At 68.6% G+C, this 12,781-nt stretch carries 12 protein-coding genes and 1 pseudogene; 3 read left to right on the top strand and 10 right to left on the bottom strand.

The annotated features are described in order from the left end of the window. Positions 1 to 28: 28 nt before the first annotated feature. Positions 29 to 889, bottom strand: coding sequence for an alpha/beta fold hydrolase (locus ACZ619_RS28705; protein ID WP_469604762.1), 861 nt, complete (start codon positions 887 to 889; stop codon positions 29 to 31). 292 nt (positions 890 to 1,181) lie between these two features. On the opposite strand from ACZ619_RS28705, the gene ACZ619_RS28700 reads away from it, so the two are divergent. Together ACZ619_RS28700 and ACZ619_RS28695 are read left to right on the top strand one after the other, a co-directional pair. Beyond that, positions 1,182 to 2,042 carry an alpha/beta fold hydrolase gene (locus tag ACZ619_RS28700; protein ID WP_469604760.1) on the top strand — a complete coding sequence of 287 codons (861 nt, stop codon included), beginning with the start codon at positions 1,182 to 1,184 and terminating at the stop codon, positions 2,040 to 2,042. A gap of 74 nt (positions 2,043 to 2,116) precedes the next feature. Further along, positions 2,117 to 2,817: pseudogene (locus ACZ619_RS28695) on the top strand (SDR family oxidoreductase). Between the two features lie 82 nt (positions 2,818 to 2,899). On the opposite strand, the gene ACZ619_RS28690 reads toward ACZ619_RS28695, so the two are convergent. The 7 genes from ACZ619_RS28690 to ACZ619_RS28660 form a co-directional block, all read right to left on the bottom strand. Continuing rightward, positions 2,900 to 3,586 carry a FadR/GntR family transcriptional regulator gene (locus ACZ619_RS28690; RefSeq protein WP_469604757.1) on the bottom strand — a complete coding sequence of 229 codons (687 nt, stop codon included), beginning with the start codon at positions 3,584 to 3,586 and terminating at the stop codon, positions 2,900 to 2,902. Positions 3,587 to 3,730: 144 nt separating this feature from the next. After that, entirely contained in the window at positions 3,731 to 4,225 is a 495-nt protein-coding gene (locus tag ACZ619_RS28685) for a hypothetical protein (RefSeq protein WP_469604755.1), read from the bottom strand. Then, positions 4,225 to 5,940: an L-lactate permease gene (locus ACZ619_RS28680; protein WP_469604753.1), complete on the bottom strand. Its 1,716-nt coding sequence runs from the start codon at positions 5,938 to 5,940 to the stop codon at positions 4,225 to 4,227. The genes ACZ619_RS28685 and ACZ619_RS28680 overlap by 1 nt, the downstream gene beginning before the upstream one ends. 67 nt (positions 5,941 to 6,007) lie before the next feature. Then, positions 6,008 to 7,594, bottom strand: coding sequence for a methylmalonyl-CoA mutase family protein (locus ACZ619_RS28675; protein WP_469605010.1), 1,587 nt, complete (start codon positions 7,592 to 7,594; stop codon positions 6,008 to 6,010). A gap of 168 nt (positions 7,595 to 7,762) precedes the next feature. After that, positions 7,763 to 8,701 carry a methylmalonyl Co-A mutase-associated GTPase MeaB gene (gene meaB / locus ACZ619_RS28670; RefSeq protein WP_469604752.1) on the bottom strand — a complete coding sequence of 313 codons (939 nt, stop codon included), beginning with the start codon at positions 8,699 to 8,701 and terminating at the stop codon, positions 7,763 to 7,765. Next, positions 8,698 to 10,128, bottom strand: coding sequence for a phenylacetate--CoA ligase family protein (locus tag ACZ619_RS28665; protein ID WP_469604750.1), 1,431 nt, complete (start codon positions 10,126 to 10,128; stop codon positions 8,698 to 8,700). Before ACZ619_RS28665 ends, meaB begins: the two co-directional genes overlap by 4 nt. Before the next feature lie 14 nt (positions 10,129 to 10,142). Further along, complete coding sequence (locus ACZ619_RS28660; RefSeq protein ID WP_469604748.1) at positions 10,143 to 10,574, bottom strand: cobalamin B12-binding domain-containing protein; 432 nt, start codon at positions 10,572 to 10,574, stop codon at positions 10,143 to 10,145. A 694-nt stretch (positions 10,575 to 11,268) separates the two neighbouring features. On the opposite strand from ACZ619_RS28660, the gene ACZ619_RS28655 reads away from it, so the two are divergent. Next, positions 11,269 to 11,631, top strand: coding sequence for a hypothetical protein (locus ACZ619_RS28655; RefSeq protein ID WP_469604745.1), 363 nt, complete (start codon positions 11,269 to 11,271; stop codon positions 11,629 to 11,631). Positions 11,632 to 11,655: 24 nt separating this feature from the next. On the opposite strand, the gene ACZ619_RS28650 is transcribed toward ACZ619_RS28655, so the two are convergent. Together ACZ619_RS28650 and ACZ619_RS28645 are read right to left on the bottom strand one after the other, a co-directional pair. Continuing rightward, complete coding sequence (locus tag ACZ619_RS28650) at positions 11,656 to 11,814, bottom strand: hypothetical protein (RefSeq protein WP_469604743.1); 159 nt, start codon at positions 11,812 to 11,814, stop codon at positions 11,656 to 11,658. Between the two features lie 165 nt (positions 11,815 to 11,979). Beyond that, positions 11,980 to 12,585, bottom strand: a complete 606-nt coding sequence (locus tag ACZ619_RS28645; RefSeq protein ID WP_469604740.1) for a TetR/AcrR family transcriptional regulator — start codon at positions 12,583 to 12,585, stop codon at positions 11,980 to 11,982. Positions 12,586 to 12,781: the final 196 nt, after the last annotated feature.

The following is a 12,781-nucleotide window of genomic DNA, read 5'->3' as shown; positions in this document are numbered from 1 at the left end:
CACCCTGGACCGCACGCTCGCCGTCGGGTCACGACTCCAGGAAGTCCAGGGCCTTCTTGACGAACGCGCCGTGGAACTGGAAGACGCCACCGTGCCCGGCGTCCGGGTACAGGACGAGCTCGCTGTTGGGAAGGCGTCGGTCCAGGTCCACGGAGTTGCTGCTCGGCACCATCCTGTCGTGTTCGCCGTTGGCCACCAGGACCGGCTGTGTGATGATCGACAGGTCGTCCGGCCGCTGGAGCCCCCACGCACGGACGGCCTTGAGCTGGGAGTTCTGGGTCTGCATGGAGGCCGTCTTGTCGCGGTTCGTCGTGCGCTCCTTCAGGCGCCCGAGGAACGCCTTCGCCTCACGCTGGCCGTTCGCGGTCTGGGTGAAGAAGAGGTAGCGCTTGGGGTGCCGGAAGGTCAGCCCGGCCTTCGTGATCTGCCTGACGGTGACGCCGTTGATCTTGGAGATGCCCTCACCGCCGGCCGGACCCGTGCCCGCCAGGATGATCCGGCGGACCAGGCCGGGCTCCTGCTGGGCGATGACCTGGGCCACGAAGCCGCCGAGCGAGAAGCCGAACAGGTCGACCTGCTCGTAACCGAGAGCACGGATGAACGCGACGGCGTCGTGAGCCATCTCGGCGACCGAGGTGGACGTCTTGCCCTCGGACGCACCGACTCCCCGGTTGTCGAAGGTGACGACAGGACGCCGAGCGGCGATGCCGTCGACGACCCGAGGATCCCATTCGTCCAGGTTCCCCCCGAGGTGGTGGAGGAATACGACGGGCGTACCGGTCTCCGGGCCGAGCCGCCGGTAGGCCAGACGCACGCCGTTGACCGAGATGGTCCTCGTCGACGCCTGGATGTATGAGTTCGAGGCGCCGGACTTGCGCGTTGTCGTCATTGTGCTTCCCCAATCATGTGGTCAGGCCTACGGGCCCGAGGCAGGAGCCCATGCGGTGCTCGCTGGGCTCCAGTTCATAGAATTACGTTCGACATACAATGGCGCCTCGACCAGCCCTCGTCAAGCCGATCGCGCACCAACTCGACCGGAAGTGCGCGATCGACGCAGTATGCGGGGCGACACGCCGCCGCACGGATGGGCGAGCCGGCCCGGAGCTATTGCATTACGTTCGACATTCAATAGAGTGGATACCCGACAGCCCCGACGATCCGCTCACCACCAGGAGCACACGATGACCAACGCCGACACCCCGACGGTCGAGAACCTCCGCGTCGACGCGCCGGCGGCCACCTTCACCTACCGCCGCTCAGGCCCGCGCGGAGGCGTGCCCCTCGTGCTGCTGCACCGCTTCCGCGCCACCGTGGACTGGTGGGACCCGGAGTTCGTGGCAGCCCTCGCCGCCGAGCGGGATGTGATCGCGTTCGACAACATCGGGATCGGCTACACCGAAGGCGAGCCCATGACCAGCGTGCAGGACTTCGCCGCTGGTGCCATCGAGTTCATCGAGGCCCTCGGCCTCGACACGGTGGACGTTCTCGGATGGTCCTTCGGGGGTGTCGTCGCCCAGGCGGTCACCCTGATGCGGCCCGACCTCGTCCGCAGGCTCGTCGTCGCCGGCAGCGGGTCCGGCAGTGCTCCGGGTACACCGAAGATGACCGAGAAGGTTCTCTCGATCATGGCCACGCCCCGCAGCGGCGACCACCGCGAGGACATGATGTACCTCTTCTACCCCGACAACGACGAGGCTCGTGCCTTGGGCGCACAGCACTTCGACAAGGTGGCCGCGAGCATGCCGGAGGGTGCCCCGGTGGTCAGCGAAGCGGCCGCGATGGGGCAGCTGAGGGCGATAGGCGCGGCGCAGTCGATCCCCTGGGAGGAGGTGGCGGCGAACCTGGCCACCATCAAGCAGCCCGTGCTCTACGCCAACGGCATGCAGGACGTCATGATCCACTCCCACGCGTCGTACGCCGCGGTCCAGCATCTGCCGTCCGCCAAGCTCGTGCTGTACAGCGACGCCGGCCACGCCTTCCTCTTCCAGCACCTCCAGGAGTTCGCGACCGAGGTCAAGACCTTCCTGGCCCAGGGCGACTGAAGAGGCGCGGAGCCGAGCTCGTCTCCGCTCCCCCGTCAAGAAGTCCCAACACCTCACCCGAAGGAGATGAACCCATGAAGATCGAAAACGCGGTCGTACTGGTCACTGGCGGCAACAGGGGCCTCGGCAAGGCCTTCGTGGCCGAGGCCCTGACCCGCGGCGCCCGCAAGGTGTACGCGGCGGCCCGCGACCCCAGGACCGTGACCACACCCGGCGCCGAGCCACTGGCGCTCGACGTCACCGACCCCGCGTCGGTGGCCGCCGCGGCCGACGTGGCCGGGATGTCACGCTGCTGATCAACAACGCCGCCATCAGTGTGGCGGCGAACTTCCTGAGTGGGGAAGTCGCCGACGTGCGGCGCGAGTTCGAGACCGACTTCTACGGTCCCCTGCTGGTGACGCGCGCCTTCGTACCCGCCATCGTCGCCAACGGCGGCGGTCACCTGCTCAACATCAACTCGGTGGCATCGTGGCTCGGCCAGGGCGGCTCGTACAGCGCCGCCAAGACAGCGCTCTGGTCGATGACCAACTCGCTGCGGCTCGACCTGGCGCCCCGTGGAATCGGCGTCACCAGCCTGCACGTCGGCCTCATGGACACCGACATGGGGAACCGCTACGAGGGTGCGAAGAGCAGCCCGCAGGACGTCGTACGGCAGGCGTTGGACGGCGTCGAGGAAGGCGCGTACGAGGTGCTCGCCGACGAGGTGGCCCGTAACGTCCGGCAATCCCTGTCGGCCGACCTTGCCGCCCTGTACCCCGAACTGGCAGGCCAGTAGCGGGACGGCCCGGGATCAGCCGGCCCGGAGAGGACCGTCGTCACCGACGGCAGCGTGAACGGCACAGCGAAACGCTCACAGTTCAGGATGTCGCCTCAGGGGCAAGGATCTGGTTCTTGTAGAAGTCCACGATGTGCTCGCTCACCAGCTCGGCCGCCGCATCGCCGTCGGACTTCTCGATCGCCCGGAGGATGCCCTCATGCTCGGTGACCAGGGCGTCGGCGACACTGCGCCAGTCGGAGAGCCGGGCGAACGCCGCGACCATGTGGGACTCGACGGCGTCGCGGAGTGCCTGCATGAGGTCGGCCGTCAACGCGTTGCCGGAGATCTTCGCGATGGCGACGTGGAACTCGGTGTCAAGGGCGTTGAACTGCTGGTGTTCGAGAGCGGGCGACTTCATGGCCTCGACGAGGTCATGAAGTCGCCCGATGTCGGTCGGCGTTCGGGCCGAGGCAGCGCCGCGCGCCGCGCTGCGTTCCAGCTGGACGCGGGTCTCGACGAGGTCCGCGAGGCTGATCTGCGCGAGCGCGAGATGCAGGCGCAGCAGGTTGGCCAGAGCCGGCGTGGTCCGACCGGTGATCACGGAGCCGGAGTCGGGCCCCGAGCCGGTGCGCGCCTCGATGATCCCCATCGCCTCCAGTGCCCGAAGGGCCTCGCGCACACTGGTTCTGCCCACCCCGAGCGCGTTGACGAGATCCCGCTCACTGGGCAGCTTCTCTCCGGCGCGCAGCCTGCCGTCGATGATGCGCTGCTCGATCTGCTCCAGCACCTGCTCGTACGTACGGGTCCTCCGGACCGGCTCCCACGACTCTTCGTTGGTCACGACGAACCTTGTTCCCTCCACAGCCGGGGTGCCGTCCTCTCCTCTGGTGAAGTGTCCGGTGGCCTCCCCTTTGCTGTCAATGCGACCACGTCAGTGGTCAGACCACACCGGAGGGGCTCCCGCCTGGAAACACATGCCGAGAGGCACCTGCTGGCGTTCCAGTTCCTCAGCCCGGAGCGCCACGCGGAGCAGAACCTCTTCCAGCAGTTCCAGGTAGGTGCCATGCTCCGCCGGCGCCGGGGCCACCGCGCTCACCGCGCGCCGTGCCCGGCGCGTGACGGCTCGGGCCAGCTTGAGCAGGCCGGCCGCGGCGTCGGCTCCGCCGAGCACCGCGCAACCGGGTGCGGCGTCTCCGGCGTACTCGTCCCGGGCCCGGATCAGACCAGCGGTGCCCGGTCCCGGGCCACCGGAACCGACGGCCGCGGCGAGTGCCAGCATCTCGTGCTGGACCTCGTACAGGAGCGATTCGAGACCTCGGGGCAGGGAACCGGTCGAGATCGCGGCGCCGATCGCCGCGTTCGCCTCGTCCACCGTGTCGCGAGCCACGTCACGGGCCTCGTCCCGGGAAACGTCGACCGGTTTCATCACGGCACCATCCAGGAGAGCAGGGGGGTGGACTGGAGGTAGACGAGCACGCACATCAGCGGCACCAGCACCGCCGACGCGGTGAGCACTTTGCGGAACAGCACACCTTCCTGACCTGCGAGTCCGACGGCAGCGGCGCCGATCGCCAGGTTCTGAGGACTGATCATCTTGCCGAGCACTCCGCCGCTGCTGTTCGCCGCCGCCATCAGCAGAGGTGAGAGTCCGGCCCGATGCGCGGCGGTGACCTGCAGTGCGCCGAAGAGCGAGTTCGAGGACGTGTCGGAGCCGGTCACCGCGGTGCCGAACCATCCGAGCAGTGGCGACAGCAGAGCGAACCACACTCCGGTCTTGGCCAGAAACGTCCCCAGCGTGGCGGTCTGCCCGGACAGGTTCATGACGTAGGACAGGGCCAGGACCGCCGTCACCGTCACGGCGGCACCGCGCAGCTGCATGAGGGTCGCCCCGTAGGACCGCAGCACGGAACGAACCGGAGCTCTGAGCAGGAGGGCGGTGAAGAATCCGGCGACCAGAAGGGTCGTGCCGCTGTTCGCCAGCCAGTCCAGCTTGAACGACGCCAGGCTCAGCGGCTCTCCTTCCGCGTTCACCACGTGCACCCCCGGCCAGGCGAAGGTGCGCGTCGTGGTGGCGAGCGCGGTCTTGACCGCCGGGACGGCGGCGAGGGAGAACAGCACGATGACGATGGCGTAGGGGGCAAAGGAGCGGGCCACCTCGACGGGTGGGTCCGACACCGGAGCGGGCGCTCGTACGGCCGTGGCCTGTGGGCCGGCCGATTCCACGACCGCCACTCCGTCACCGCGCGCTCCGGTGCCCTGGGGACCGGGGAGACCGAGTTCATCGTGTGTCGAGGGCGTGACGGAGGACGTGGCCTCTCCCCCCTCCGACCGCGGTTGCCAGAGGCGCAGCAGCGCGAGCACCGCGGCCGCCGACACGAGCGAGGCCGCGATGTCGGTGAGCTGGACGGGCCCGAAGTCGGCGACGAGATACTGCACGACGGCGAAGCTGACACCGCAGACCACGGTCACGGGCCAGATGGCGCGCAGTCCCCTCGTACCGTCGAGCACCAGCACAAGAGCCGTCGGGACGAGCACGGCGAGCAGTGGCACCTGGCGTCCGGTCATCGCGCTGAGATCCGACAGCGGCAGTCCGGAGACCTTGGCCAGGGTGATCACCGGAAGTGCCACCGCGCCGTAGGCGACGGGAGCGGTGTTGGCGATGAGCGAGACCGTCGCGGCCTTGACCGGCTCCAGCCCGAGTGCCACGAGCATCACCGAGCAGATGGCCACCGGGGCGCCGAAGCCGGCCAATGCCTCCAGCAGCGCGCCGAAGCAGAAGGCAATCACGACGGCCTGGATCCGCCGGTCGTCACTGATCTTCGTGAAGCTGCGGCGCAGCACGTCGAAATGGCCGGAGTCCCGCGTCATCCGGTAGATCCAGATCGCGTTGACGACGACCCACAGGGCGGGGAAGATCCCGAAGGCCGCGCCTTCGAGGCCGGAGGACAGGGCCTGGGAGACCGGTAGTCCGTGCACGGCCACGGCGACGATCAAGGACAGGGCCAGGCCGACGAGAGAGGCGGCCCAGGCCCGAAGCCTGAACACACCGAGCAGGATGAACAGCACGAACAACGGAGTCGCGGCGGCCAACGCGGACCATCCGAGACTCCCGTCCAGTGGCGCGGGGATCTGTCGGTACATGACGCTCCTGGGTCTCTCGACATTGAGAAACCGCCGGGCCCACTGCCTGACCCGGCAGCGAAGGGGATCAATACACCGGTGTTTCGGTGTAGGAGCCGAAAACAGTGCGCAGCGCCCCGGTGATCTCTCCCATGGACAGGTGCGCCTTGACGGCTTCGATGGTGGCCGGCATCAGGTTGGCGTCGGGGTCGGCGGCCGTGTCCAGAAGGCGGTCCAGGGCGGCCCTGGCCCGGTCCTGGTCACGTTCCTCCCGGACCGTCTTCAGGCGCCGGATCTGGCGGGACTCCGATTCGGGATCGAGCTTGTGGGTTTCGATCTTCTCGCCCGGCCCCGCGTCGACGTACTTGTTGACGCCGATCACGGGGCGGTCTCCGCTGGCCTTGCGCCGGGCGTAGTCGTAGGCGCTGTCGGAGATCTCGCGTTGGAAGAACCCCTGCTCGATGGCGGTGACGACGCCGCCGAGCTCCTCGACCTTCTCCAGGTACTGCTCGATGCCCCGCTCCAGCTGGTCGGTGAGGCTCTCCACGTAGTACGAACCGCCCAGCGGGTCGATGACTTCGGGCACACCGGTCTCGTCCGAGATGATCTGCTGGGTACGCAGGGCGACCTTCATGGCCGTCTCGCTGGGGATCGTGTAGGCCTCGTCCAGGCCGTTGGTGTGCAGGGACTGGGCGCCGCCCAACACCGCGGAGAGCGCCTGCAGAGCGGTACGGATGATGTTGTTCAGCGGCTGGGGCTTGGTCAGCGTCGCGGCGGCGGTCTGTGCGTGGAACCGCAGGCGCATGGACTGGGGATTCCGCGCACCGAAGGTGTCGCGCATCATCCGGGCGTAGAAGCGGCGCACCGCGCGGAACTTGGCGGCCTCCTCGAAGAAGTCGGCCTGGCTGACGAAGAAGAAGGACAGCCGGGAGGCGAACCGGTCCACGTCCACACCGGCGGCGACCACGTCTTCCACATAGGCCTTGGTGACGGCCATCGTGAACGCGATCTCCTGCAGGGCGTTGGCCCCGGCCTCGCTGATGTGGTAGCCGCTGATGTTGACGGGGTTGTAGCGGGCCATGTGTTCGGAGCAGTAGACGATCGTGTCGCGCACGATCCGCATGCTCGGGCGGACGGGGAAGACCCACTCCTTCTGGGCTATGTACTCCTTCAGGATGTCGTTCTGGATGGTGCCGGAGAGCTTGTTCAGGTCGTAGCCCCGCCGTTCCGCCACGGCGATGTACATCGCGAGGAGGATCCATGCCGAGGGGTTGATCGTCATCGAGACGCTGATGCGTTCGAGGTCGATGCTGTCGAACAGCGCTTCCATGTCGGGAAGGGTGTCGACGGCCACGCCCTCGCGTCCCACCTCGCCGAGGCTCATCGGGTCGTCGCTGTCCAGGCCCATCAGCGTCGGCATGTCGAAGTCGACGGAGAGACCCGTCTGGCCCTGGGCGATGAGGTACTGGAAGCGCTTGTTCGTCTCCTCCGCCTGGCCGAAGCCGGCGATCTGACGCATCGTCCAGCGGCGACCCCGGTACATCGTCGGGTAGGGCCCGCGGGTGTACGGGTACTGCCCGGGAAGCCCGATGTCATGCCAGTCGGCCGGCAGGTCGGCGGGCGTGTAGACGCGCTTCACCGGAAGGCCGCTGCCGGAGCGGTGGCTGTCCTGGATCTCCGGCTGCCGTGAGATGAACGCGGCGAGCTCGTCGCCCTCCCATGCGGCGAGTTCCTCGCTGACGGCGGCCACGAGCGCGTCGGTCGTGAGCCGCGTCCGGTCGTCATCGCTGGTGTGCTGCTGCTTGTCGGTCACTGCTGGTCCTCGCATCCTCGGGTAAAGGGGTCACAGTCCGGCCACCAGGTCCCTGGCCGCGGACGCCGGATCGCGGCGGCGGGCGGTCACGTCGTCGACAGCGCGATCGAAGTCCGACACCCCTGGTTTCATACGGCCCGTGACGATCTCCTCCACCTGCCAGCGGAGCCGCATCTCGGTGTTGCGCCGCGCGCGGCGGTCGTCCTCTCCGTCGGCGGTCATCCAGGCGAGGTGCTTGTCGAAGCGCTCCGCCAGTTCCGGTACGCCGGCCCCGGTCGCCGCGACGGTCTGCTCGACGGGCACGTTCCACTGGCCCGGACGCCGCTTGCTCAACCGCAGCATGTCGCGTAGTTCGGCGACCGTCTTCGCCGCGCCGTCCCGGTCGGCCTTGTTGACCACGTGCACGTCGGCGATCTCCAGGAGCCCGGCCTTGATCGCCTGGATGTCGTCCCCGAGGCCGGGCACGCTCACCACGGCGACGGTCTGCGCGACGCTGATCACGTCGACCTCGGCCTGGCCCACGCCCACGGTCTCCAGCAGGACGACGTCCTTGCCGGCGGCGTCGAGGACCGTGATCCCGTCGAGGACGGCCCGGGACAGTCCGCCGAGCGCGCCGCGCGTCGCGACCGAACGGATGAACACCCCCGGGTCCCCGGCCAGACCGCTCATCCGGATCCGGTCGCCCAGGATGGCGCCGCCCGAGAAGACACTGGAGGGATCCACCGCGAGGACGCCGACGGTGCGCCCGATGCGCCGGTAGTGCTGGGCGAGTGCCGATACCAGGGTGCTCTTGCCGCTGCCCGGCGGCCCGGTCAGGCCCAGCACATGGGCGGCGCCCGCCTTCTGGTGCAACGGCGCGAGTGCCTCGTCGACTCCGGGGGTCCGGCGCTCGATGCAGGTCAGCATCCGGGCGATCGCCCCCTGCTCGCCGGCGAGGACGCGGTCGGCGAGTTCCTGGGGGGCGGTCATGACCCGCTCCCGGTGCTCGTCTCCAGTTGGCGCAGCAGCTCCCGGTCGTCGATCACCCGGCGTGCCTTGAAGTCGGTGCGGGAGAAGGTCTGCTGACGCACGGGTACGACCCTGGCCCCCACCCCCAGTACCTTCCGCAGCCGCTCGGCGATGCCATGGGCCCAGGCGTCGAGGGGTGGGCCCTCCGCTATGCCCCGGTGCTCGACCTGGACGGTGAGGACGTCCATGGCGCTGTCCCGGCTGATCACGATGCGATGCTCGCCGCCGTAACCCTCGACGGCCATGACGACGTCGTCGATCGCACTGGGATAGACGTTCTCGCCGCGGACGGTGAACATGTCGTCGATACGGCCGTAGATGCCGCGTGGCAGGAACGGGTACGTACGGCCACGATCCGCCGAGGGCGCCTCCCAGCGGGTGAGGTCGTTGGACAGCAACCTGATCATCGGCTGGCTGGTACGCTCCAGGGTGGTGTAGACCGGGGTGCCCTCGCAGCCGTAGTCGACGCGGCGCAGGGTGCCGGGGTCGCACACCTCGGTGTAGACGAGGTCCTGCCAGCACAGGACTCCGGGCGCGTCGCTCGCGGCCCCCAGGTGCATCCACGGACTGACCTCGGCCATGCTTCCGGAGTCGTAGACCTCGGCGCCGAAGGCTTCGACGAGCCGGGAGCGGATCGCCGGCACGCTGGCGCCGGGCTCGCCGGAGAAGAACAGCTTGCGCAGACCGAGACTCTGCGGCTTCACGCCCTCGTCGACGGCGACCTCCGCGAGGTGCAGCGCGTACGACGGGGTGCCGTAGAAGACCGTGACGCCCATCTGACGCATCCACTGGACCGTCCGCGCGGTCTGCCCGGAGGCCCCCGCACCGAAGGGGAAGACTCTCGCGCCGAGCCGTTCGGCCCCGAGGTAGGCGCCCCACGACCCCCAGTAAAGGCTCAGAGGGGAGGCCACGAGCACCGTGTCGGACGGCCGGATGCCCATGCCCCACATCACCCGCGCGTGGGCGTTGGCCACACTGCGCCAGTCGCGCTCGCTGATCCCGAAGGCCGTCGGCCTGCCGGTCGTGCCGGAGGTGCCGTTGACGTGCTTGATCTCCTCCACCGGTACGGCGAGGTAGCTGCCGAACGGTTGGTGCGCGGCCTGGTCGGCCCTCAGTTCCTCCTTGCGCACCACGGGGACCTTCTCGAAGTCGGCCAGGGTCCTGATCGACGACGGGTGGATGCCCGCCTCGTCCCACTTGCGGCGGTAGAACGGTGTGCGTTCCCAGGCGTACGCCATGACGTGGCGGATGCGTTCCAGGATCACCTCGTCGCGCTGTTCCGCCGCCATGGTCTCCCGTCCGGGGAACCAGTACCGCTGGGTGTCGGGCGGCCGGTATCCCTCGTCGTACCGGGGAGGCCAGTTCCACTGCTCCATCCGTGAACCCACGTGCTGCACCTCCCTCAGGCGCTCGTGGTCTGGGCGGCGACTCCCCGGATCCGGGCGACGATCGTCTCCGGTGTGGTGTCCTGGCCGAGTACCTCGGCGACGCCCATCTTCTTGAGCTCGTCCTCGTCCTCGTCCGGCATGACACCGCCGGCCACGATCCCGAACCGTGGCCGCTGTGGCAGGCCGTCGAGCAGATGGAAGATCCGGGTGAAGATCGGCATGTGAGCGCCGGACAGCAGGCTCACCCCGAGGACGTCGACGTCCTCCTGCACGGCGGCCTCGATGACCTGCTCGGGGCTGCGGTGCAGTCCGGTGTAGATGACCTCCATGCCGGCGTCGCGCAAGGTGCGCGCGACGACCTTCACGCCTCTGTCGTGACCGTCCAGGCCGATCTTGGCAAGCATCACCCGGATCGGCTGACCGTTGTTCTCGTGTACCGCATCCATGTCTTACTCCGATGTGGTCTGTCGAGGCTGTGGTCTGACCATAGGACCGGTCTTCTCGTGAGGCAATACTCATGCTCGCGACAGCAGTCAGGAGCCCGACCCGAGGACGATCACCGGGCCGATGCCGACCAAGAGGGGGAATGGTGGGGACCAACCGCTCCGCACCTCCTGCGGGGGCGACTCATCCTGCCGGTGACCTGCGGCAAGGCGCTTCGGAATTCAAGGGCGTGCGCGATCCCCTGCCTCGACGACGCCCTTGCCCCCTTGGCCTGCGGCTGCACCCCGTGCCCGCCTTCACCGGCGAAGGCCCGGCCTGCTGCGGGAGCCGGCCGGCCCAGGACGACCAGCAGGGCAACTGCCATGATGACGGTCACGGTCGAACGCCAATGACAGGAAGACGCGACGATGTCCATCGCAGGGGAACTCGTCACCGAGACGTTCGGGTACGACGGCGGCCGGCAGGTCACGGTGTACCTCCGCCGAGTCCACCCGAGGCAGTCGTGTTCGCCGGTGACGGCCGGCTGATCTCGCCATGGGGCGCAGATCTCGAGGCGACGTCCGACCTGCCGCCCACGATGATCGTCGGTGCACACCGGTCGGCCGACGAGACGCAACGGCTGCATGAATACTCACCAGGCTTCGACCCGCAACAATTCGCGGCCCACGAAGAGTTCTTCGTCGAAGACGTCCGCCGGTGGACGCGCTCGCGCTTCGGCGTCGCGCCACCCGCCGAGCGCACCACGGTGTTCGGCGTCTCGGCGAGTGGAGAGCTGGCGATCGCTGTCGGGCTGGACACCCGAAGGTCTACGGTGCGATCTTCTGCGCCTCGCCGGGCGCCGGCTACCAGCCCTCCGGCGCACTGCCGCCCTCGCTTCCACGCGCATATTTCGTCGCCGGCACCCTGGAGCCGTTCTTCCACGAGAACGCAACGCGGTGGGCGGTCGCACTGCGCGATGCGGGCGCGGACGTCGTGATGACCGAGAGGGTCGGATCGCATGGCGACGCATTCTGGCGAGAAGAGCTCCCGCTGATGGTGGCCTGGGCGTTCGGGCAGTGAGCGTCCCGCAGACACCGTGGTGGATCACCACGGGCGGCCCGGCCTCATCAGCCAGCCCCGCCACCGGCTCATCACCAGCAGCATGCCGTAGAGGTCACGCCTGTTCGCCGTGAGTGTGTCCTCCTGGCGAGGGGGCTCCGTCTGATACAGCCGCTTCTCCAGCAGCTCCGTGGTCCGCGCCATGGAGCATGGCCAGTGCACAAACGACGTGCAGGTTCAGCCGGCTCTCGACGCACCGGCATCAGGTCTGGATGCAGGACCGCTCTCCACGAGCTTGCCCGAGTGGCGTCCAAAGCCGCCGCCGGCGCGTCCGGTCAAGGGCGGTGACACCTCCCCCGCGCGCCCTCGCTAAGAGGACGGCCGGGCATCAGAGAGAGCCGCGTCGATGAGCGATTCCGCGATGGATCGCGCGCAGTGGAAGGTCTCGGCGCTGTTCAGCACGACGCTACGGGCGACCGCGCCGTCGAAGAGCAGTGCGAGTCGCTCACCGAGGACTTCCGGCGCGCGGACTCCGGCTCGTCGGGCGACGTCCGCGAGGCGGCGGGCGAACTCCGTCTTGTGCACCGCCGCCAGCTGGTGGGCAGGATGCTGCGGATCCGGCACCTCGACACTGACGTTCAGGAACGGGCACCCGCGCCGCGGCGAAACCGTGCGCCGGGTCTCGCGGTCGAACACCGCGAGGAGTTCCTCACGCGGATCCGAGCCCTCGGAGCCGGGCGGCACAAGGGCCGGCAGAAGCTCTTCGTCCAGACCCTGGAGATAAGCCTGGACGAGCTCTTCCTTGCTGGCGAAATGCACGTACAGAGTGCGCTTCGACACGGTGGCCACGGTGGCCAGTTGGTCCATCCCGGTCGCGTTGATCCCCTGCGCCTTGAAGAGCTCGGTCGCAGCCTTGAGGATCCGCTCCCGGGCGCCGCGCCCGCCGCGCGCGCGTACAGGGGTGGTTTCGGTCACCACTCCAGGATACCGATCGTTTTACATGGGCGCTTCAGCCAAGTACGGTGACCCAAAAGTAGACCGATCTTCTTACCAGGATCGGCCGCTCCGCGCAGGGACGGCACCTTCGCCTGCGGCTCCCACGCCCGGTCCCTTCCCTGACGGTAGGGTCCGCGCCGGCAGTCGCCCGTGCCGTCGGCGGGGTGGCCGCACC

Source organism: Streptomyces sp. NPDC104367 (genome assembly GCF_055583825.1).
The sequence above is the reverse complement of the archived record's forward strand: the minus strand, read 5'-3'. Positions and strand labels throughout refer to the sequence as shown.